Consider the following 23363-nt stretch of genomic DNA (forward strand, 5'->3'; position numbering starts at 1 on the left):
ATGAATAAGGAAAGTGACTGGGCTTTAAGCGGCAAGGCTAACTTGGAATGGACGGAAGCCGGGCTGCGCATCACGCAAACGCAAAAATACGGCATTCGCAGCACGCTGCATCTGAACGAATTAGACGGCATTCGCGATGTCCACGAGTTCGTTATCGGGCCTTACGGCAGACTTTATGTCCTGGATGGGGCCAGTGACGTGTGGTTATATGACTCGGAATACCATCATCACGAGAAGCTGTTTCCAAGCGGTCATGGACTGTTCGGCATCCGATCGTTGCTCGCAGTCATCGGTGATACGCTTCTTGTGGCGGATCCGGAGCGGCAGCAATGCTCGGCTTATGCAATTGGTAACTCCCAGACGTACTGGAGCTTAAGCGAATGTAACGGAGTCGAGCTCTATCCCATCGCTGCGGCTTCAGATGACCATCACTTCTATGTGGTAACACCGCTTGCGGTCCAGCGGAATCCGGAAGGGGACCTGATCGTTCCGGCAGGCACGGGTATTGGGATCGTGAAGATCGATCGGAACGGACAATGTGCAGGCATTGTAACGGAGGAGAAATGGGTTCTTCCAACGGCCGTGAAGCTGCACTATTTATACAAGCGCTTCTACGTTGCTGTATCCAAGGAGCGAAGCGTTTATGTGTTTGATAGTGAGGCGCATACGCTGCGCGGCTTCTCTCCCGAAGGGGAAATGCTCTCTCGGATGTTTCTTCCCTCCTTGAGATTTGCCGGACTGGCTGTTGATTCGATGAACCAGCTCTACATCGGCGACTCCAGACATATCGCAGATGAGGGGGAAGACGATCGGTTCGTATTGAACCTCGGCGAAACCGGGGAATTCATTACGAAGGTGCCGGGCTCCCGGGGCAAAGCAGACAAGCTGATGTTCGACGCACGCGACCGCATGTATATTCTGAACGCCGAAGAAGGTACGGTTACGGTGCTCGAGCTGCAGCCAAGGACGATGGAACGAATGGAAACCGGCGCTCTCGAAGGAATCTGTCTCACAACTGCACTAGACAGCACGGAAGCAGAAACCGTTTGGCACAAAATGGTGCTGGATGCTGACATCCCGGATGAAACGCAGCTGCGAATCTCGTACTTCTGCTCGGATCAGAAGCAGATGATCATCGGCGGCAGGTTTATGGCGATGGATGATTTCATACGTGATGAGAACCGTGACATGCTGGAGAAATCGCGAACGCTGGAGCCGTTCTGGTCGGCACCGGTAACCAATCCGAAGGACGCACTGTTCTTCGATGCCAAAGGCCGGTATATGTGGCTCAAGATCGAATGGATTGGCAGCGAGCGTAAAACGCCGTGCCTCTCCAAGCTGAGAGTTGTGTTTCCTCGCACCACCTATCTGAGTCATCTGCCAGCTGTCTATCAAGAGGATCCGACCGGTTTTACGGAACGATTCCTAGCTTTGTTCGGCACGATGTTCGATAGTATCGAGACGCAGGTTCAAGATATTCCGCGTCACTTGGACAGCGAGCTGACGGAAGGACCGTATTTGAAATGGCTGGGCAGCTGGCTTGGCATCGAGGTGGATGAGCATTGGAGCGATGAGCAGATACGCCGATTCATTCGCGAGGCGCCGCAGCTGTATCGGTACAGAGGTACCCGCCGAGGCATTGAGAAGATGGTCGAGATCTACACAGGCAGCAAGCCGTACATAGTGGAATATTTTCAATATCGCATGATGCGGGAATCCGCGGAGCTCCGCGAGCTGACCGATTTACTATACGGCATGCATCCTTGCAGCTTCTCCGTCCTCGTCACGACGGAGCAGGCGAATACAGAGAAACAGCGGCTCATGCTGGAGCGAATGCTGAATGAACATAAACCGGCGTTTACGGACGCGCATCTGATTGTGCTTCAGCCGTGGATGTACCTTGATATGCATACGTATCTGGAAGTCAATACCCTGTTATCGGAGCCGTCGCTGCTGCGAATCGATCCGAACCGTTCGATGCCAAGCGATACGATCATCGTCGATGTCGACCGCGATAGACGGCTTGATCTGCATACCCGCTTAGGCTTGGATTCAGAGATGGAATAGAGCTTGAACAGACGAATGATCCTCGACTATTTTATTAGGAGCTGATGGAGTGAAAAAAAGCAGATATTACCCGTTTGAACGGAATCGTTATTTCTATGGGAAACTGCTGACGGTTCGGGATTTCGAATCCGAGCAAAAATATGTCGGCGACAAACGCCGTCTGCTGAATCGGCTTCTTGTTGGAAGCGGGGTCGTGTCCGGCATGCATGTTGTGGCGGTGGACGACAAATCCATTACCGTGGAGATGGGCGTGGCAATCGATTATGCCGGCCGCGAAATCGTTATTCCGTCGCCGACGACGCTGAAGCTGTCGATGATCGAAGGATTCACGAACAACGAGTATAAGAAGAATGTCTATCTCTACGCGGCTTATGATGAGAAAGGGAAAGAACCGGTACATGCGATTGCTAACTCTGCGGTTCGTTCCGAGGATGTCAGCGAATATAATCGCGTATTGGAGAGCTACCGTTTGTTCATCAAGGAGGAGGCGCCGGATCCTGCATCCTTCGAGCATGTTCGTCTATCTGAGGTCATTGCGCCAATCTATCAGGATGGACAAGTTCGCATCTATCAGCGAATGTCAAAGTATGCCGGGCAGGAAGCGGTAGTCGATGTAACGCTTGTTGTTGAGAAAACGCTGCAAACACCGCGTATTTCGCTTGAGTATCAAGTGGAAGCGGACGGCTTGACGCCGGTTGGACTGGAGAACGGTTTGGTATCGTTCTCGGAGCCGGGTGACGGACAGGAAACCGAATATACATACACGTATTCCGTGAAAGCAGCAAATTGGGCGAATGGGCGTAAAGCCTCGCTTCGTATCGATAGCCAGAGCATCGTCCTCAATATTGGCGACCTGCGCGTTCCGATTGACAGTAACCCGGCACATGAAGTTGAGATTATTAGTGAACCGGTGGTTGAGCGGATGATGCGTGACTATTTTGACCGTACGCTTGATCAAGCGATTGACGGTGTTGCTGAGCAAAGCATCTGTTTGGCGAAGATCAGCTTGCTTCAGATGGGGCCGACTTATATGATCGAGGGCGTCGAGCGTGTGCCTTTTGGCGAATATGTGTATAATCCATCTTTGCTGCAGCGTGTCGGGGCGTTTGGCACGAAAGACCAACTGTCCAAGTTCTTCACTTCTTCGGAAGCGTTCACCGTGCCGTTCGGACAAGAACCACGGCTGGATGTGGACTATAATCCGGAGCGGAGCGAGTTCTCCTTCAAGCTTGGCGTTCCACAGCCGCAGCATTTGCAAGATGAGATGGCTACCGGTACGGTAACGGTGGAACTGGAGCCGAACGCCAAGAGCGGTCTGTATTTCTTCTCTCGCGGACAGAAGAACTATGTTACAGGCGAGATCGAGAGCGGGCTCGGCGAAGGTCAGCTCTATGTGATGGTCGGCCTCGAGGATAAGGATGTTAATATTACATCTGATCTGCTGCAAGCAAGCGACCAAGTGTACTATGGATCTTCCGATGTGTTCAAAGGAAGCGAATTCGAGTCGCAGCTGCCTAACGTTACATTCGGAACAGTAGTGTATCCGAGCAAAGGGACGTTCCGCATCGGGATGAAGCTGGGTCAAGCAACAGAAGCTTCGGCGATCAAGCTGCGCTGGTGGGCGTTCAAGAAGCTGCCGGGAACGGAATCGGCTGTTGTAGTCGAATCGGCAGCGACAACTGCTGCGAAGGTGATTCAATCGGGGATGAAAGAAGCGGCAGCATCGACGGATAAATAGGTTGGCCTGCTGATACCATCTGGATTTAGCTGCATTACTTAATAATCTTCGGTAAAAGAAAAAAGGCGGTGCAGAGATTAAACGCTGCGCCGCCTTTTTCTATTCGGTTACAAGCATCGATTTCGTGACACTAAGTCGAACAGGTACTTTCTCTGTTTTAAAATAAGTAAAAGTGAGGTAGAAGTCGCCAAGCGGATAAACGACGATGGATTTGTCGGAATCGATGGTTTCTTTAGAGCCTGCAATCTTCAACGCTTGGACCTGTTTTAGAAGTTCGGCAATAATGAACTTGTTCCAGAGGTTAACTTCGGCTACATAGGCCTCTTCGGGATTCGCTTCGTCCGGCTCGAGCATGAACGACAGCTGGTAAGCGGCATAGGTCATTAACGAAGGACCTGCAGGTACAGCAGCATCGCCGGCAGGAAGCGCTTCATCCACGGTCGGCTGCTCGTCAGCAGGAGGCTCTACATTAGAAGCTTTTTCTGCGGTAGTTTTCTCCGTGGTCGTCGACTTCGCGGCGGATGCTGTCTTCACCGGCTTCGATTTATCGTCCTCAGCAGCAGCCTTCGCGCTCTCATCATTCTTCTTCGTATCGCCGGTGCCAACTGCGTCTTTAGCATCACTTGCAGAAGGAGTACCTGTTGCTTCTTTATTGTCGCTTGCCTTCGAATCAGCACCAGCACCAGCATCTGATCCATCAGCACTACCTGCACTGGAATCACCGCCAACTGCGCTTGCGCCAAGCTCGCCTTCAGCAGCACCGGCACCGTCATCAGGTGGGGTTTCTTCTTCTACAGCAGGTTCCAACACCGCATCTTCAGCGACTTCACTAACAGCTGCTTCCGGCGGAGCATCAGCTTCGCCGAGTACATCCTGCAGCTTCTTACGTGTGAGGCTGATGAAACCGGCTAGGTTGATTTGGCCGCCTTGGAAGAATCCCTTGTATACCGTATTGCCATCAGTATCATTGAGCGCACCAACGCCGTCATAACGACCGTTCTTATATTTACCGGCATAGAGCACGGTTCCCGTTGCAATATCGAATGATTGTCCGTCTCCATGCTTCACGCCGCTGCTGAAACCGCCGGTGTAAGCGACCGTTCCTTTCTCGGTGAACAAGGACCCAATTCCATTGTATAAGCCGAGCTGGAAGGACCCTTTATATTTCACGACCCCATTCGGATAATATTCAGTGCCTTCTCCGGATAGTGCGCCGTTCTTAAATTCGCCTTCAACCTGCACGGTTTGGTCCGGACGCATCAGTTTCCCGGCCCCTTCGTATACATTGTTAGCCCAATTGCCGTCATAGACGACAGCGCCTTCGGTATCGTACGATTTGCCAACGCCTCCATAAGCCCCCTGCAGGAACCCGCCCGCATACAGCATGCCGCCAAGCTCGTTGTAGAGTGTACCGTTGCCCTCGAACTTACCGCCGACAAAGTCACCTTCATAATGCGTCTTTCCATCGCCGAAGAACAGAGTCCCGGGACCGCCATATTGGTCAAGTGCAAATGTTCCACGGTAGAGCAGTTTGCCGTCTTGATCGAACAGTTCACCCATACCGTTCTTGAGCCCTTTGGCAAAGTCGCCTTGATAGAGCAGCTTGCCGTCCTTGCTATACAGCTTGCCGGTACCTTCATATAATCCGGCAGCGATTCCGCCCTCGTAAAGCAGCGAACCATCGGCATTAACGATCTTGGCCGTGCCTGTGAAGGAGGCCAAGCTTGCTGCTGTCGCTTCGATCTTAGGCGTGCGTGCAAGCAGCTTGTTCAGTATCTTCGGAGGCTTGATGAAGCCGAAATAGAATATTACCAGTCCGACAAGAACAAGGATGACTACAAGCTTCTTCGCGATGTAGAAGCGGCCGAACGGAATATAATTTTTGACCGATTGTTCCGCCGGATTGAGGATGGATTTGACCCATTTACCTAGGAATACGAGCAGAAACTTAGGCAGCTGCTTCGCATACTTCATGGGGATCATGAACAGTTTCTTGAATGGTTTAATAAAAGGTTTGAGGAATTGCTCCAGCATCTTCATTAGGGCACCTGAATTGTGAACTGACCGGGCACTGTAATTTGAATCATGCCGCCCCAGTTGCACAGACATTTGGATGAATTGTTCAATGCCGGCATATTCGCGATTAAGACAGTCGGAGAGCCAGGCGCCCAAGGGGCTGCCGTGACCGGGATGCAGGGCATAGGCGTCAACGCGCCAAGCGCCGCAGCAGTAGCTGTCGCGACCTGCGGATTCGCCAGCGAGCTGCACATTCCGAAAGGCATAATATTGACCATTGGCTTATTGTCCATAATGTTGGCAATCGGCATCGCCGTCATAACCCGATTCGCGGGCAAGACATTGAGTGCGCTAGGTGCTACACCAAATGAGCACTGCAGCATAGCGCCTTGACAAACAAGCTGACCCATAAACGTTCCCCTTTGTCTGATAGACTTTCAATCATGTCTTCTGCACTATATTCTCTCTAGTTAATAGTACTATAAAGCATTTCAAAGCTTCAATAATAGATGTCGGTTTTTGGCGAAAATATGCAGTTTTTTGATGTCTCCGAACGCACTTTGTAGTAGTATGGTAATAAATCGCTATTTTTCTCTCTGAAAGGGAGCGTCCCACAGATGAACCTGCAAAGGCCAAGTAAATCCTCGAACAGAAGAAGCTATCCCCGTTTATGGTTGACTATACTTTTATGCTGTTTGATAGGATTATCGGTTTACTTGTTTCTGCACCGAAACGAGCTCACTCAGAATCCAACGAAGGATGCGACTGCACTTTCGAATTTATCGGCGATTGCGGCGGGAACCGGTGGCGATGTCTATGTCATTAGTGACGCGAAGCAGCAAATTCAAGCCATTGATCGTGACGGAAAGCTTAAGTACCGAATTAAACAATCGAGTAATAATCGCAGTAACTTCAGCGAATTGGCAGTCGACGATCAGGGCCGAGTTTATACCATCAATACGGTACTCGATCAATACGGCTTGTATGTAGAATCAGAGGAAATCGTGCGCTATACCGCAGAGGGCAAGTTCGATAAACAGCTCTTCGTGTGGAAGGGCGATCAGACAAGCAAACGAATCGGACAGCTTAGAGCACTCCAAATTAAAGCCAATCTATTAACCTTTTACATAAGCAAATCGAATGAAGTTCAGCAGAAGCAGCTTTCACTTGATAACGGGAAATGGGCTCAGCCTTTTGCTTTCAAGCTGCCGCCGAACCGTTTCCTCTCCGAGGTGTATGGAACGGAACCAGGCTCGATTTACTTCACCACCAAGCGAGGCGCAATCTACCAAGTAGCAGCGGATGGAACGAGCAAGTCGCTCTACCCGGTTGCAGGCATGGAGAAGACACGCAAGAACTTCCCGGAGCGTCTGAAGCTGGACGGCAATGGGAATATCCTCTTCATCGATCGTTCCATTAACGCGCTGACGAAGCTTACGCCAAACACAGCGAATCCGATCACGTTGCTGCTGGAAGAACCAGCACTAGCCGCCGCAGCTCCGGAAGCAGAGAGTTTGGAAATCGCAGATTATACGCTGCACGCGGATGGGAGCAGTGAGCTGCTGCTGGCAGACCGTATGATGAAACAGAGCAGCAACGGGGCAGTAACGCCGTCCTTTGCTCAGCTTCATTACAGCAATCAAGAACGAACCCAGCAATGGCTTGTCTGGGGGGCTGCGGCAGCGGGCATTCTCCTGCTTGTAGCATCGGCACGTCTCGTATACATCCATATCATGCGTCGTCGCATTTCGTTCTTCCTCAAGCAAATGGTAGCTTTTGTACCCCTTGTTACGATCTCGATGGTGCTGCTGTCCAATTCGATCTACGACGGCTTCTCCGGCAAAATGGAAGAGGAAATGAAGCGGGAGCTGTCCGTGCTCGCGCAGAGCGGCAAGTACATCATTGATGGCGACCGATTAGAGAAGCTGACCTCACCGAATGATTTCATGAACGCTGACTATCAAGAGATTAAAGAGCGGATGAATGTGCTTTTCCAGCATGATAACAGCATTGACCGCAGAGGGTTATACAGCACGGTATACAAATACGAGAATGGCAAGCTCTATATCATTGCGGATGATGACGATGGCGTTAATATGTTTAAGCCTTTTCCGTTATCGGAGGACAACCTTCCGGTCGTAGAGCAGGGACAGGTAATAAGCGGCAGCTGGGTAGATGCGAATGGGCAATGGACCTATGCGATCGCTCCCGTGTACAACTCGAAGGGCGAGATTGTCGGTATTTATGAGACAGGCCGCGATCTGAACGTCCTGCGAGCGGAGAATGCGACGATTAACCAAACGATTTTCAAAAATATCACGATCATCACGGTGCTCATCCTATTCGTGTTCATGCTATCGTCCTACTTCCTGCTAGCGTCCTTAAGGAAGCTGCGCAAGAGTGTTACAGATATCACGAATGGCAATTGGGACGCAGAAGTCCATATTCGCTCACGCGATGAGGTGGCTGACCTCGGTGAGCAGTTTAATCTCATGGTACGCCATATTCGTCAATATATCAGCGACATTACCGCATTCAGCGAGGCATCTTTCCGCTTCGTGCCACAGCAGGTATTTAAGTATTTGGGTAAAAGAGGCATTCTCGATGTGCATCTCGGTGATCAGGTTCAACAGAACATGGTTGTCATGGTGACCAAGCTTAGACAATTCTATGAAATGTCCAAGGGGCTCACGCCCAAAGAGAATTTCAATTTCATGAACTCCTTCTTAAGTCGATTTGGACCACTGGTACGCAAGGAGAACGGTCTAATCAGTAACTATCTGGGTGCCGGTTTCATGACCTTGTTCCCGAGTCGAACAGAAGATGCTATTAAAGCGGCGATTGCCATTCGTAAAGAATTACTCGTCTATAACGGTCACAGAGCCAAAGTGAATTATATTCCGGTCGAAATTGGGATTGCGATTCATAAAGGGCCGCTCATGCTCGGGATCATCGGCGAAGAGACGAAGATGGAGAGCAATGTCATTTCGGACGATGTGACGCTGACCTCGCGTTTGGAGGAGCTTTCCGAGACGCTGGGTGTTTCCATTCTTGTGACGCGATCCGCCTTGGAGTCGATGGAAGCGCCGGAACGGTTCCAATTCCGCTGGCTGGGACGCGTTCATATCGAAGGCAATCAAGATCCGATCGAGCTTTACGATGTTTATGAAGGCGATACGGAGGCACTGCGCTCTGGTAAGGACAAGACAAAGAAGCTGTTCGAGCGAGGCATTCAGCTTTACCAAGAAGGCCGCTTCTTCGACGCACGGGAAACCTTCGTTGAAGTAATCAAGTGGAACCGACTCGACAAAACAGCCAAGCTGTACTTCTATCTATGCGATGAGTATTTCCAAAGGGGCACTGCTGTCGATTGGAACGGCACGTTAGCCGTTTCATAAGGCAAAGGGAGGATTAACGAATGATGCGACAAACGATCTTTCAGGTGCGACCGCTCAAGCTGGAAGCAGAAGCAAGGGGAATCAGCTCGTTCTTTCTGTCGGATGACTCATTCGACGATGACAACCACACGCCCGGTGAAATCCAGCATTATCTGACCAACCCGCTCAATGCGCTGACATCGGATTATGAATACCGTTTTGTTCAAAATGAGCAGAACGACATCATTGGCGTTATCGGGTATTTGCAAAATGAACAACAGACCGGCGGGTACTACTTGGATTATCTCGTTGTCCATAAGAAGTACCGCAATCATGGCATCGCGTCTCTCCTGCTGACCGACATGATCGAAGTGCTGCGTTCCAGGGCAGCTCGTTACGTATTGACGTATACATGCGATACGGATGCCTACAAGCCGGTGCGCAGATTGTTTGAGCGTCAAGGGTTTACATTGGCCGGCCGTTGTCCTGATTATTATTTTGAAGGCGAAGACCGGTTAATCTACAGCTTAAAGCTGAGCAGCGTACGTTATGAGGAAATTATCGGATCATGATCACTAACAAATCCAGAAGTAAAATGGTGCTTAAACGATGAATGCAATGATACTACGATGGATCGGCGTCAAATTCGAGGATCGGCGAAAGCTGGCCATGATGGCGCCTGTTTTTTTTCTGTGCGGGATTTCGGAACTGCTGAACTATAACGGATATATGACCTTGTTTAACCAGCGCTTCGGAAGTGAATATTTGCCATATGTGTACGGAGCGGAAGCGGTTATCATGCCGCTTGAGGCTTGGTTTATGTCCTGGCTGACGAATCGTCTTACCAAACCGCAGCTCATGCGCGCGCTCTTTGCCATCATGGGCGTCATTATATGCGTTAATGCGGTCGCATTGCTGCTGTTTAACGGCTTAGATATCAGTCCGAGGGCGTACTATCCGTTTCTCTTCCTTAGTTCTAGCTTCGTTGTAAGGCAACAAACGATTCTGCTCTGGAGTCTCGCGGTAGATCTGTGTCCGACGCAGCAAGCGAAACGGCTGATGCCCGTATTTGTTTCCTCTGCCGCGCTTGGCGGTATTGCTGCAGGGGTGCTTGCACAGGTTGTGAGTAAATGGCTTGGAGCAGACGCTGTCTATATGTTAGCACCGCTGTTTCTTCTTGCTGGCGGAGTGAACTACTGGAAATCTATTGCACACTATCTTGTGCCGCTGACGCTGAAGCAAGAGCGGAGTGTCGCATCAGGTGCTGCAGAAGGCGGATTGTCGTCCGGCGATTATTTCAGACGCTCCTTCACCACGCCTTATTTGCTGGTAGCTATCGGCATTATGACGCTGATGCCAGCCTTGTATTTCTTAATGGAATATATATTTCTGAACGTTACTCGTACGATCTATAAGACGGAATCGGAGTTTGCGTCTTTCTTTGGACTAGTTACAACGCTGCTGTTTACGATTGCCTTGCTGCTCCAGCTGGTCTCGAATCGCTTAATGGCATGGCTTGGACAAAGCAATATGCTGCCTGCGATCGCCATTATATTTACTTGTGGTTTCGTGGCAGCAGCGGCTACCTTCGGCACATCGTTCATTCTCTACTCGTTGTCGATCGGGTATATGTTCCTTTACCTGTTACTCTATTATTTCGCGGAGCCTGCCAATCAGCTGTTCTTCAAGCTGCTGCCGATGCTTCAACGAGATGGATACCGCTATATCGCGCAAGGTGTTGCGGCTTCACTGGGTATTCTGATTGGTGCACTCCTGCAGTCGCTGCATGCTGAGCTTGGGTTTAGTTTAAGGCTGCTTGCCTGGGTTGGAGGAGGCGGGGCTGTACTGCTTGTGCTGCTAACCTACATCGGCAAATCCTTATATATACGCGAACTGATTCGCAGTGTTCAGACGATGTCGGATACGAGGCAGGATCTCGCGCTCGCCTTCGATGAGTATATGCGTGAGAACAAATCGCCGCTTATGCTGGATCAATTGCTGGCGAACAGCAACGACTATGCCCGCGAGGTCGCACTTGGGATGATAGGCCGAACGGGCGACGATACGTATCTTCCGAAGCTGCTGGCACTTGTAGATGATCGCAGCGCTCGTATTCGTATTGCTTCGCTAAGGGCGATGAACCTCGAGCGGGCAGAGCTCCAAGCGCTTGTCAAGGTAGCCTCTTTCCTGGAGGATCCCGACTTTGAGGTAAGAGCTGCCGGCGTCCGTTTACTAGGCAGAGCCGATCATATGCGGCATCAAGCCGTATATTTTGTCAGGCTGAAGTTGCTGGATTCGAGCCCGAAGGTTGTAGCGGAAGCGGTCAAAGCACTCTATTATTTGCAAAATGAGCAAAGTTTCGAAGCCTGTTATGAGGTCATTCAACGGTACTTGAAAGAAGGCGGGGAACAGACCGTCTATATCTGCCGGGTTATTGCCGAGCTGGAAATGTACAGTTTTCTTCCGGATGTCGAGCAGCTGCTTGGCCATACCGACCCTGCTGTCCGGGCTGAAGCCATTGCTTGTATGGGGAAGCTGCGGCATGTCGACGCTATTCCGTGGCTGCTTGAGCAGTTGGAGTGGGCAGAGCCGGCTTTATACGAAGTGACGATAGAAGCTTTCATCGCTATGGGAAGCGGGGCTGTAGTGCCGCTCAAGAATGTCTTGCAGCAAGCACAGCCGAAGGTATGGAGTGCTGCAATCCGCGCGCTTGCTGCCCTTCTGGAAGAAGCAGAATCGCAGTCCGTCTTGTTAGGCGCTGCTCTGGTGAAACTGGATGAACTTTGGAAGAGTCGCGATATTGAGGCGGCCTTGTACACGATGGAGCTGAGCACGAGAGCTGAGTTGGCACGGATGCGATTGACTGAACACAAGGCGTTCCTGCTGGATGGCGTATGGGCCGTCATGGAACGTACCGCTGAAGGTGACGTAGTGAATGCGGTTCGCAGAGCGATTGAAGATGAGGACGAGGAAGTCAGAGAGAGCGGGCTTGAAGCGTTGGCGGAAGGATCGGCGGACAAGCGGTTGACCGTCGCACTGCTCGCTTTGTTCGAAGGCTGGAGCGCTCCACATGCTGACTTGCCTTATGAACAAGCCGTTCAGGTGCTGCGGGCAGCGGCCGGTTTACAGGATATGTGGCTGCAGCTGCTCGCTTCCGATGCGCTGCAACGAGAGGAGAACGGATCATTGAGTGGACAACTGGCGTTAATGGGGATGCTGGACAAAGTCGTATTTCTGAAGCAAGTCCCGTTCTTTAGTGATCTTTCATTGGAGGAGCTTGGTTATATTGCCGGCATTGCGGTGGAAGAACAACATCCGAGCGGTACTCGTTTGGTAGCAAGCGGGGAGGTCAACAACAAGCTGGGCGTAATCGTAGACGGTTCGGTACAGCTGCTCGCATCAGGCAGGAAGAACGGCATCATTGCCGAGCTTGGTCCAAAGGATGTTTTCGGCGAAACCTCGGCCATCGATGCAACGACAGCTACAACGACGGCTCGATCTGCAGGAGAAGTTCGCATCCTGACATTGCTGGGCGATGAAATGGCCAAGCTCATTCGGCTTCATCCGGAAATTGGAATGGGCTTGCTGAAAGCCTCGCTCGCTCGCGTGCGAATGCTTGAGAATATGATCGCTCGATCAGGCTGATTGAGCAGGATATAGAACGGAACGTGAAGGGAACTTGCTGAAGTTCCCTTTTTGTTCGTTATTTATGACATTTGATCATGAGGAACGAGAAAGGTGGTTTACCTTCCATGTTCTTATGCGGCTCTACGATTTCGGAGATTTCTAACCGTCCGACATGTCCGAATTCTTGTTGAATGGAGTCCGCATCATAAAAAAACATTTTCATGCCTTCGACGATTTCGTAATAGTCTTTATCCAGCTGTTTGCCTTTTCCGAACATGGGGGCGTCCTTCGAAATCGCAGTAAAGATCATATAACCGCCGGGCTTTAGCTGATTATAGCAGTCTTGAATAAACTTGGCTCTCTCCTGTTTATTCAATAGGTGAATCAATGCATAGCTGAATATTCCGTCATAGCGCTTGTTATCAAACGGCATCTCGGTTACGGATCCATGAAAAATAGCAATATCGAGCCCTTCCTGTCGTGCCAGATCAATCGCAGTTTGGGAGATTTCAATTCCTGTTACATGAATCCCGTTGTCTATAAAAACCTTGGCGTTTCTACCATAACCGATGCCGGGTATTAATATATCTTTTACCTTGTTCGCAAGGAAAAAGTCTTTGGTTACGATTGCTGAATCTGCAGGCTCAAATCCCCACATTAGTTGATTTTGTACAAAACTTGATTCCCAAATTTCGGTCATATCCAAACTCCTTCACTATGAAAGCTGCCTTCAGGAACAGTATATCCTATGAAATGGGATTGTAGAAATTGGACACTAGAAGCGGATTGTAAAAGACAGGAGAATAAGCATAGCTTTTCAATCTGCAAGCGATTACAATGGTAGGGTGATAATTTTCTGATTATTTATTCCAGGATAAGAGGAGAGGCTGACGAATGGCAGGAAATCGTGCAGTAGTGTATGTAGAATCCGGTAAAGTTGAAGTACGGGATATTTCGTATCCTGATCTGGTTTTGCGTGACGGCCCCGGTGTTAATCCGCTTAATGTCGGCAGAAAATGTGAGCACGGCGTCATCCTTAAAGTAATTACTACTAACATATGCGGAAGTGACCAGCACATGGTGCGCGGTCGTACAACAGCACCGAGCGGTCTCGTGCTGGGTCATGAAATTACGGGTGAAGTAATTGAAGTCGGCCGCGACGTAGAGTTTATCAAGAAGGGCGATCTCGTATCCGTGCCTTTCAATATTGCCTGCGGACGCTGCCGCAACTGTAAAGAACGCAACACTAACGTATGTTCGAACGTGAATCCGGATCGTCCGGGCTCGGCTTACGGCTACGTAGATATGGGCGGCTGGGTTGGCGGCCAATCGGAATACGTTATGGTGCCTTATGCGGACTTCCAATTGCTGAAATTCCCGGACAAAGAGCGCGCTATGGAGAAAATCCTTGATCTGACAATGCTCTCTGACATCTTCCCAACTGGATACCACGGTGCTGTCAGTGCAGGCGTGAAGCCGGGCTCCACGGTTTATATCGCAGGCGCTGGTCCTGTCGGCCTTGCAGCGGCTCACTCCGCACAATTGCTTGGCGCAGCTGTTGTTATCGTGGGCGATCTGAACAGTGAGCGTCTTGCTCAAGCGAGAAGCTTCGGCTGCGAAACGGTCAATTTGCGTGAGCATGCGAATTTGGCTGAACAAATCGATCAAATTCTTGGTTCACCTGAAGTGGATTGCGCCGTTGACTGCGTAGGCTTCGAAGCGCACGGCCACGGTAAATCGCATGGTGAAGCACCGGCAACCGTACTGAACTCCATCATGGAAGTGACGCGTGCCGGCGGTAGACTGGGTATTCCGGGTTTGTATGTAACTGGCGACCCAGGCGCGGTGGATGAGGATGCTAAAATCGGCACGCTCAAAATCCGTTTCGGTCTAGGCTGGGCGAAATCCCATACATTCGTTACAGGTCAAACGCCGGTTATGCAATATAACCGCGATCTGATGACAGCGATTCTTAGCGGCAGAGCACAAATCGCGAAAGCGGTTAACGCGACATTGATCTCGCTCGATCAAGCTCCGGACGCTTACACGGCATTCGATCAAGGTGCTTCCAAGAAGTTTGTTATCGATCCGCACGGCTCTGTCCGTCGTTAATCGAAATTGAATAAGCTGCCTCAGGAGTTGATTGTGACTTTTGAGGCAGCTTTTTGTTTTGCATGGAAGGGATGCGAGCGTGAGAGTAGTGATGGCCTGCAGAATCTAGTGAATCATGACGAAAATTTTTATAGATTATGGTATATTAAGAGAAAAGCGGCTTGTTAGCGGATTCGGGGAGGCAATCTTTCAGTGAGAACTTTCGGTTCAGGCAAATCGATTCGTAAAATGGACAAAAGCACGTACGAGCAAGCTCCGGCCCAACGTGCCAAATCCAATTCGGTGGCTTCTGTGCAGCGTGCGCTGGCTAGTGGAGCGCCGCTTCAGGCATCAGACATGCATACGCTGCAGCGGTCGATCGGGAACTCGGCTGCTAAGCAGCTGACCGCAGGCAGCGGGAAGCCAATCATGGCCAAAATGACGATCAATCAGCCAACCGATGCGTACGAGCTGGAAGCGGATCAAGTCGCGTTTCGCGTGGCCAGCGACTTACAGTCCGATTCGAAGGATAGCGATTCCACTGCACAGCGGACAGAGGAGCAAGGCGAGTCGGAGGAGGAAGAGCTTCAGCTGAAGGCGGACAGCGCCGGGGCGATTCAGCGCGAGGAGCAAGGCGAGTCGGAGGAGGAAGAGCTGCAGCTGAAGGCGGACAGTGCCGGGGCGATTCAGCGCGAGGAGCAAGGCGAGTCGGAGGAAGAAGAGCTGCAGCTGAAGGCGGATAGCGCCGGGGCGATTCAGCGCGAGGAGCAAGGCGAGTCGGAGGAGGAAGAGCTGCAGCTGAAGGCTGACAGCGCCGGAGCGATTCAGCGCGAGGAGCAAGGCGAGTCGGAGGAAGAAGAGCTGCAGCTGAAGCGTGATCCGTTCTCGGTGATTCAGCGAGCAGAGGATGGCGCTCCTGCGGAAGCCAGTCCGGGAGTTGAGGAAACGATCAACGATCTTCGCGGTAAGGGACAGCCATTGCCGGATCGTCTGCGCCAGCAGCTTGAGGATTCTTTCGGAGCTGATTTCAGCAAGGTTTCGATTCACACCGATAATGCGGCGGATGATCTTGCGAAGAAGGTCGGCGCCAGAGCTTTTACAACCGGCAATGACATCTTCTTCCGTCAAGGCGAGTACAAACCGGGTACGGCAAGCGGGCTCCAACTTCTCAGCCATGAGCTTACCCATATCGTCCAACAGAACTAATCGGTTACGAAAGTGTAAAGCAAACTATTCCGCTTAGGAAAGTTTGCTTTTTTCTTGTCATATATCCGTAAGAAAGGCAATAAATAGTTACCAAACAAACCCGTGGACATGGTAAACTGATTACGGGTCAACCTAAAAGCGTCACTACACTTTGTGGGAGGTCATTCGCGATGCATAATTGCACTTTAGTTACGAAACCTGCCTTAAACATGGTCGGAATCAGCTACTGCGGTCCATATTCATCGTTTCCGGATGAAGCGATTCATCTGCAAAGCGAGTTTCTCTCCAGAAAGCATGAAATCGAAGGCGAAGTAAAGACAACCGTGCTGTACAGTCCATATTTCGGCAACGAAGTATTTGCGACGTATTGGGCATGTTTTGAAGTCCCCCATCTGAGTCAAGTGCCGGACGGCATGGTGCAGTTTACAATCCCGCAGCGCACCTACGCCATGGCAGCATGTACAAATAAACGCATCGGTGAAGGCTACGAGCAGCTATCGGCTTGGATGAACGAGGAGAAGCTGTTGAAGAGGGAAAATGCCGTATCCCTTGAAATCTTTTATATTGATGAACACTTGGAGGAGGAGCAGGTCGAACTGCTGATTCCCATTGTAGAACAATAAAGCTTCGTTCAACTGGCTGCCTGCACCGTATAAAGGAGAACTAGAATCAATCATGACAGCAGCCAAATTTTTCACCCACCCGTTAGGCATAATTGGAGCTTCCGTCAGCGCAACTTTGCTCTGGGGAAGCTCTTATCCGTTTATTAAACTGAGTTACGCAAGGCTAGGCATCGAATCGCATGACACGCTGGAACAAATTTTATTCGCAGGCTACCGCTTCACATTGGCAGGTCTGCTTATTCTGGCTTACATGCTGATACGGAAGGAGACGCTTCGTTATCAGCGGGGCAGCGGCGGCATGGTCGCGTCGATTGCGTTGTTCCAAACGGTTCTGCAGTACATTTTCTTCTATGCGGGATTATCGAAGAGCGCAGGCGTCGTAGGTGCAGTCATTGCCGGGACGATTTCATTCTTCCAAATTGCATTAGCGCATTTCCTATATAAAAATGACCGTATCAACGGAACCAAAGGCCTTGGGCTTCTAGTCGGCTTCTTGGGACTTCTTGTGCTGGGCTTATCCAAGCATGACGGAAACGGCGGGCTGCACTTCTCGTTAGGTGAAGTGCTGCTAATTGCGGCAACACTGTTTAATGCGATTGCGAATTTACTTTCCAAACGCGCTGCGGCTTCATATAGCATCCCGTACATTAACGGGTATCAAATGCTCGTCGGAGGGATTGTGCTTACCGTCATCGGAGCATGGCAGTCGGGCTTGGCACCTTTTCGTTTTGACGGAATCGCACTGCTCATGCTTCTTCATCTGGCACTCGTATCTGCGCTGGCATTCATGCTCTGGAATAATGTTATGAAATACAACAGTGTTGGCAGCGTCTCGATGTACCTATTCCTCATTCCTGTATTCGGCGTGCTGCAATCTGCCATGTTCCTTAGCGAACCGCTGTCCGCTGCAGTAATAGGCGCTTTGGCGCTCGTTTCCGCAGGGATTGTCATCGTGAACCGGCGTAAACGCGTAGTGAAGGCGGATCAAGCTTGAATAGGTTTAATGTGTGATGACTCGAACATTATGGCGAAGAGGTGATTATTACGATGTCCATTCCGATTTCGATTATAGATGCTTTTACATCCGTACCATTCCGTGGCAACCCGGCTGCCGTTTGCCTGCTTGCTGAGGCACGTGATGAGCAGTGGATGCAAGACGTGGCTGCGGAGATGAATTTGTCCGAGACTGCGTTCTTGCAGCAGAGAGAGGATGGAAGCTACGATCTCCGTTGGTTTACACCGACGGTAGAAGTGGATCTGTGCGGTCACGCCACGATGGCCAGCGCTCATTTCTTATGGGAGAATAATCATCTCCTACTAGATTGTACAGCCTCCTTCCATACACGCAGCGGTCTGCTCACCGCGGAACGGACAGAGGATGGTATTAGGCTGAATCTCCCATCAGAGCCCGCAGAGCCGATGAAAGCGCCGGAAGAACTCATACAAGGGTTAGGTTTAATTCCAAGGTATGTCGGGAAGAACCGCATGGATTATTTGGTGGAGGTCGACAGCGTCCAAACCGTGCAGACATTAAAGCCTGATTATGCAATGCTGGCAAAGGTAGAAGCAAGAGGGATTATCGTGACGAGCAAAGGAACGGGGAAGCCGGGCGATTATGATTTCGTATCACGCTGTTTCTATCCGGCATCCGGATGCAATGAGGATCCTGTTACCGGTTCGGCTCATTGCGCGCTTGCACCTTATTGGCAGCGACGCTTGCGTCAGTCTGCTTTCATGGCTTATCAGGCATCTCCAAGAGGAGGCGAGCTGTACATCGAGCTCGAGAATGATCGAGTTCTGTTGTCCGGTCAGTCGGTAACCGTAGTGAAGGGGCAGCTTACAGGTCAGTAGGTAGAAATCCCTATCTAGATACAAGCCGCAACTTGTGCTATAATTGCATATTGCAATTGCATAAAGGGGAAGGTGTGGAACGTGACTTACGAGATTCCGAAACATATCGAGCAGTTCGGCGAAGATATTCAGGAGAATCAGCTCCGATATCATAACCGACGGGTGATCGTTTCCAAGGAATTTACATTTGATAGTGCGCATCATTTGCATTTATATGAAGGCAAGTGCAAAAGCCTGCACGGCCATACTTATAAGCTTCAAACGATTATGTCCGGGAAGACCGATCATCGCGGACTGACCATCGATTTTGCCGATATGAAACGGATTGCCAAAGAGCGGGTAATCGATAAGCTCGATCATCGCTATTTGAACGAAGTGCTGCCTCCGATGAATACGACGGCAGAGAATATGGTCGTTTGGATTTATGAGCAAATCCACGATGCGCTTCTGGAGGAAGGGCATTACCCGAATATCCGCATCGAAGAGATTCGCTTATGGGAAACACCGACGAGCTATGCGGCTGTAACACGCGACATGATGGAGGCGGACGAGAATGCCGGATAAGGATACAGCGCCGACTGAGGGGCGCTCCATTCGGCTTCCGATGGTGGAAATTTTCGAAACGGTCGAAGGCGAAGGCACACGTGCCGGGTTTCCGACCGTTTTTGTACGTCTGTTTGGCTGTAATTTGCGCTGTGTTTGGTGCGATACGAAGTACAGCTATCCACCGGCAGAGGCAGAATTTACAATGACGATTGAAGATATTGTGTCCCAAGTGGAGCAGCAATATAAAGCCGAATATATTTGCATGACCGGGGGCGAGCCGCTTCTGTACGGCAGTCGTTCAGCAGCGCTGCTGCAGGCGTTATGTGATATCGAGCGGATTAAAGACGTACATGTGGAAACAAACGGGGCAATTGATCTTGCACCGTTCCTTCGGGATATCCATTCTTCGAAGGCTAGATACATTATGGATTATAAGCTTCCGGATTCGGGGGAGAATGCGGCGATGCTGCATGATAACTTCGCATTGCTGCGGGAGCAGGATGAAGTGAAATTTGTCATTGCAACGGATCGTGACTTTGATGCTGCTGTGCAAACGCTGAAGGAATATCCGACAGCTGCGCTTGCGCTCTTTAGTCCCGTGTGGGAGAGCATGCCTCCGGCTAAGCTGGTGGAGAAGCTGCTCGCTAGCGGACTAACAGGGGTGAAGCTGAACTTACAGCTGCACAAGATCATTTGGGATCCGGCTAAGAGAGGTGTGTAAGGGTTATGAAGAAAGCGGTTATTATTTTGAGCGGCGGTCTGGATAGTACGACTTGCATGGGTTATGCCAAAGAAGCAGGTTACGAACTATACCCGATCACGTTTAACTACGGACAGCGCCATATTATGGAGCTGAACAATGCGCGCGCGGTTGCTGAGTTTTACGATGTAAGCGAACGCTTCAAAATCATTGAGTTAGGTTTCTTGCGTGATTTTGGTGGAAGCGCACTGACGGATGATTCGATCGAAGTGCCGAAGATGGGAGCAGATCCGGTACCCGATGAAGTCGGCGAAATTCCGGTTACATATGTACCGGGACGTAACTTGTTGTTCTTGTCGATTGCTACGTCGTTCGCAGAGAGCGTTGGAGCTGAGGCGATCTATATTGGCGTAAATGCGCTGGATTACAGCGGATACCCGGATTGCCGTCCAGAATTCATCGCGAAGGTGGAAGAGGTTATTGCAATCGCAACTAAAGTAGGTGTGGAAGGCAAGCCGATCTCAATCGAGACGCCTCTTATACATCTAACGAAAGCCGGCATCGTAGCAGAAGGTATGCGTATGGGCGTTCCTTATAACCTGACAACGTCATGCTATAACGGAGAACCAGAGGCATGTGGCGAGTGCGACAGCTGCCGACTGCGTTTGAAGGGTTTTGCCGAAGCCGGAACAACAGATCCAATTCCTTATAAATCCTAATAAAAAGACAGTTCATGCGAGCAGGGAGAATCCTACCGCGTGAACTGTCTTCTTTTATTATGCGAAAATTCCGAGCTGAACAAGGTTAAGCCTGCTGTGAGCTTCGTTTGGCGGTATCATCCGAACTCCGTGTCCGTTGACGCATGGAGGAGTGGAGGGTCACTTTGTTCTTACCGGTCGTCTTCGATTGGTACATCGCTTCATCGGCTTGACTTACAATCTCTGCAATGGATGCGCCTTCTCGACTTGCGCTTACGCCGATGCTGATTGTGACCATCGTCTCTTTCTCTACCCGGCTGCGAATGGTTTCGGCCACGACCTCCGGCTTCACGTTAGGCGCAGCGACCAGACCGAGCAGTTCTTCACCGCCATAGCGGCCGGCCGTACCGATGCTTGCTGTTTCGTCCCTTACTATTTCTGCGACCTGTTTAAGGACGCCGTCGGCTTTATGATGTCCTTGGGTATCATTAAGTTTCTTGAAGTTGTCGATATCACAGAAAATAATCGCGATCCGTTTCGTATCCCGAAGCAGCTGCTCGGCTTTCTTAGTGAAATGGCGACGATTGTACAAGCTCGTTAAGCCGTCCGTAATCGAAGATTGAAAGGTCATCAACAACCGTTCCAGCACCCATTCGAACAAGAGCAGGAAAAGAAGCGAATAATAGATGACAGGGAGCAAGTGGCTCAGAATGACAAGCATCGGGACTTTCCCGTGAAATACATAGCCGTCTGCCAAATCAGACAGCTGATAGATGAAGTAAACGATCAGGCTGGCTGAATAGTTGAAGCGTTGATCGATGCCTCTTAAATTTAGCAAAATGATGAAGTTAAGAATGAGTCCATAAAAGTCAACCGCCAGCAGCTGTGCTTGCGCGGTACTGGTTTCAGGTGAGAGCGAAATCTGGGCACCGGTTACAAGGATCAGCCCGATAAACATGAGCAGGAAAGGCATGCCTTTCAATCTTGTGCTAGGTCCGGTATACAATTTCATGAAAACAAAGTTAATAATAATAAAGGAGAGCAGGCTGACAAATGATTGCGCTAAGTCTGAGTAATAGGAGCTCATTCGACCAGGGAAAGACAGGCCAATGAGTGCGCCGTTCTGGATAATCACAATCGGAAGCACGATTATTAGAATGAAGTAGGTACGGTTGCGTCTGTAACTCTTATAAAGCTTGACTGCCATAAACAGCATGAGAACGAGTATGGTCATTACACAAGCAGATGCAAAAATTTGTCCGGTCGTACCGGCAAGCCACTGAAGAATCGTCATGTTAAGACCACCTAAGAAGAGTGTAAACGCAGGAAGTATGTACGGCGTGAAGGGAACCTAACACTGCACTACAGAAACGTATGTTCTGTTATACTCTATATTCTAAGTAAAAGAGCCATGCAATTCAAGGCTTTTTATTATAACCGCCTCAACTCGGATCCTACTTCCCAACTAAGAAGTGGGTTATTTGGCATCTTTGTATGAATAGATTTACATATTGCCTCCGAGAGGGTATGCTGACATTTGTGCTCATGCAACGTTGTCGTACATGGAAGCATACAATGAAATATGGTAAAGTAGAGAGGCCCAATGAACGTGGATAATTGGCCTTTTACGATAGGTCGTAATCATGCAAGTTTTGATTGAGGAGGCTTTGCACATGAACATTTTGCAGGCATTGTTTTTCCCTCCGGAGCAACCGGGCGGCGTGTCCTCAATGGTTCCTTACATTCAAGAACGATTTAATAAAATCGGCTGGCCGATGGAGTTATTCTCCCTTCCGAAACGGGTTAGGGGCAAAGGCCAAGAGCCAGTTACGTTCGAAACATTCGATATTAGCAACTACGAGGGTAATCCCATTATCGATAAATATTTGCAAACCTACCGCGATTACGTTTGGTGGACGAAGCTGCGCATTCAGAAATCGTATGATCTCATTCATGCTCATCATCCTATTCCGGCGCTGGTGATGAAACAGCTTTACCCGGATACACCGCTAGTCATGACGATTCATTCCAGTTACGAACGTGAGCTGATTCTGAATGGCAAAATCATTGAAGGCGGCATGGAGCATCGTTTCTTAACCTCGATCTACAGGGAGCTTGAGCTGAAAGCGGATCGGATTCTGACGCCTTCCGAAGCATTCCGCAGCTATATGCGGCCTTATGTGAACGATGCCGATCGCATTCAGGTCATTCCGAACGGGTTTGATGAGAAACGGTTTAAACCGATTTCCCATGAGAACGAGGTCGTACAACTGATTACGGTATGTCGCCTTGTTCCTGCAAAAGGGCTGGATATTCTGCTTCATGCCTGTGCCCAGCTGAAAGCGCGCGGACAGAACTTCGTCCTTCATATTATCGGCGATGGACCAAGCAGACTTGAGCTGGAGCAGCTTGCACAGAAGTTAAACTTGTATGATGATATTATCTTCTATGGCTACATGCTGCACCCGGAAGAGTTTATGCCTTTCTTCGATGTCTTCGTACTGCCATCACGAGCGGAAGCATTCGGCTCCGTATTCGCTGAGGCAGCGTTATGCTGGTTGGCTTTGGTCGGTACGAATGTAGGCGGTATTGCCGAGCAGATCGACGATGGAATCAACGGTCTCTTGGTGGAGCCGGAGAATCCGACAGCGCTCGCGAACGCGCTTGAGAAGGTCGTATCCGATCAGGATTTCCGCTACAATATGGCCCGGGCGGCGTGGAATAAAGCGAAACGCGTGTACTCCTTACAGCGGGTAATCGCTCAATTGAAGCAAGTGTATACGGAAATAAATCCGGAAGCGGACAGGGCAGAATAGGGAGTTA

At 50.2% G+C, this 23363-nt stretch carries 18 protein-coding genes; 14 read left to right on the forward strand and 4 right to left on the reverse strand.

Annotation, left to right across the window (positions count from 1 at the left end):
• On the forward strand, positions 1 to 2067 hold the full coding sequence (locus AC0YNS_RS07190) for a phage tail protein (protein ID WP_475780337.1): 2067 nt from the start codon (positions 1 to 3) through the stop codon (positions 2065 to 2067).
• Between the two features lie 49 nt (positions 2068 to 2116).
• Complete coding sequence (locus AC0YNS_RS07195) at positions 2117 to 3805, forward strand: hypothetical protein (RefSeq protein WP_475780338.1); 1689 nt, start codon at positions 2117 to 2119, stop codon at positions 3803 to 3805.
• 99 nt (positions 3806 to 3904) lie between these two features.
• Here AC0YNS_RS07195 and AC0YNS_RS07200 read toward each other — a convergent pair whose 3' ends face one another.
• On the reverse strand, positions 3905 to 5839 hold the full coding sequence (locus AC0YNS_RS07200) for an MORN repeat-containing protein (protein ID WP_475780339.1): 1935 nt from the start codon (positions 5837 to 5839) through the stop codon (positions 3905 to 3907).
• Positions 5840 to 5844: 5 nt separating this feature from the next.
• The gene (locus AC0YNS_RS07205; protein ID WP_475780340.1) at positions 5845 to 6231 is read right to left on the reverse strand and encodes a DUF4280 domain-containing protein; all 387 of its coding nucleotides are present in this window, start codon (positions 6229 to 6231) and stop codon (positions 5845 to 5847) included.
• Positions 6232 to 6537: 306 nt separating this feature from the next.
• Between AC0YNS_RS07205 and AC0YNS_RS07210 the strand changes: the two genes are divergently transcribed.
• The 3 genes from AC0YNS_RS07210 to AC0YNS_RS07220 are packed head-to-tail and all read left to right on the forward strand — an operon-like array spanning position 6538 to position 12843.
• Entirely contained in the window at positions 6538 to 9219 is a 2682-nt protein-coding gene (locus AC0YNS_RS07210) for an adenylate/guanylate cyclase domain-containing protein (protein WP_475780341.1), read from the forward strand.
• A gap of 20 nt (positions 9220 to 9239) precedes the next feature.
• Positions 9240 to 9770, forward strand: a complete 531-nt coding sequence (locus AC0YNS_RS07215) for a GNAT family N-acetyltransferase (RefSeq protein ID WP_475780342.1) — start codon at positions 9240 to 9242, stop codon at positions 9768 to 9770.
• A gap of 37 nt (positions 9771 to 9807) precedes the next feature.
• Positions 9808 to 12843, forward strand: coding sequence for a HEAT repeat domain-containing protein (locus AC0YNS_RS07220; RefSeq protein ID WP_475780343.1), 3036 nt, complete (start codon positions 9808 to 9810; stop codon positions 12841 to 12843).
• A 58-nt stretch (positions 12844 to 12901) separates the two neighbouring features.
• Here the strand turns inward: AC0YNS_RS07220 and AC0YNS_RS07225 are convergent, their stop codons facing one another.
• Positions 12902 to 13525: a class I SAM-dependent methyltransferase gene (locus tag AC0YNS_RS07225; protein WP_475780344.1), complete on the reverse strand. Its 624-nt coding sequence runs from the start codon at positions 13523 to 13525 to the stop codon at positions 12902 to 12904.
• Positions 13526 to 13719: 194 nt separating this feature from the next.
• On the opposite strand from AC0YNS_RS07225, the gene fdhA reads away from it, so the two are divergent.
• The 8 genes from fdhA (at position 13720) to queC (ending at position 20561) form a co-directional block, all read left to right on the forward strand.
• A complete protein-coding gene (gene fdhA, locus AC0YNS_RS07230; protein WP_475780345.1) occupies positions 13720 to 14937 on the forward strand; it encodes a formaldehyde dehydrogenase, glutathione-independent in 1218 nt (405 codons plus the stop codon).
• A gap of 192 nt (positions 14938 to 15129) precedes the next feature.
• Entirely contained in the window at positions 15130 to 16122 is a 993-nt protein-coding gene (locus tag AC0YNS_RS07235) for an eCIS core domain-containing protein (protein WP_475780346.1), read from the forward strand.
• Positions 16123 to 16292: 170 nt separating this feature from the next.
• Complete coding sequence (locus tag AC0YNS_RS07240) at positions 16293 to 16745, forward strand: GyrI-like domain-containing protein (RefSeq protein WP_090977979.1); 453 nt, start codon at positions 16293 to 16295, stop codon at positions 16743 to 16745.
• Between the two features lie 52 nt (positions 16746 to 16797).
• Positions 16798 to 17739 carry a DMT family transporter gene (locus AC0YNS_RS07245; protein WP_475780347.1) on the forward strand — a complete coding sequence of 314 codons (942 nt, stop codon included), beginning with the start codon at positions 16798 to 16800 and terminating at the stop codon, positions 17737 to 17739.
• Positions 17740 to 17792: 53 nt separating this feature from the next.
• A complete protein-coding gene (locus AC0YNS_RS07250) occupies positions 17793 to 18596 on the forward strand; it encodes a PhzF family phenazine biosynthesis protein (RefSeq protein ID WP_475780348.1) in 804 nt (267 codons plus the stop codon).
• Between the two features lie 81 nt (positions 18597 to 18677).
• Positions 18678 to 19160: a 6-carboxytetrahydropterin synthase QueD gene (queD, locus tag AC0YNS_RS07255; RefSeq protein ID WP_475780349.1), complete on the forward strand. Its 483-nt coding sequence runs from the start codon at positions 18678 to 18680 to the stop codon at positions 19158 to 19160.
• Entirely contained in the window at positions 19150 to 19863 is a 714-nt protein-coding gene (locus AC0YNS_RS07260; protein ID WP_475780350.1) for a 7-carboxy-7-deazaguanine synthase QueE, read from the forward strand. The genes queD and AC0YNS_RS07260 overlap by 11 nt, the downstream gene beginning before the upstream one ends.
• Before the next feature lie 5 nt (positions 19864 to 19868).
• Positions 19869 to 20561: a 7-cyano-7-deazaguanine synthase QueC gene (gene queC, locus AC0YNS_RS07265; protein ID WP_475780351.1), complete on the forward strand. Its 693-nt coding sequence runs from the start codon at positions 19869 to 19871 to the stop codon at positions 20559 to 20561.
• Between the two features lie 85 nt (positions 20562 to 20646).
• Here queC and AC0YNS_RS07270 read toward each other — a convergent pair whose 3' ends face one another.
• The gene (locus tag AC0YNS_RS07270) at positions 20647 to 21834 is read right to left on the reverse strand and encodes a GGDEF domain-containing protein (RefSeq protein WP_475780352.1); all 1188 of its coding nucleotides are present in this window, start codon (positions 21832 to 21834) and stop codon (positions 20647 to 20649) included.
• Between the two features lie 379 nt (positions 21835 to 22213).
• On the opposite strand from AC0YNS_RS07270, the gene AC0YNS_RS07275 reads away from it, so the two are divergent.
• Entirely contained in the window at positions 22214 to 23356 is a 1143-nt protein-coding gene (locus AC0YNS_RS07275) for a glycosyltransferase family 4 protein (RefSeq protein ID WP_475780353.1), read from the forward strand.
• The last annotated feature ends 7 nt before the right edge of the window (positions 23357 to 23363 follow it).

The organism is Paenibacillus sp. J22FR21, assembly GCF_056269135.1.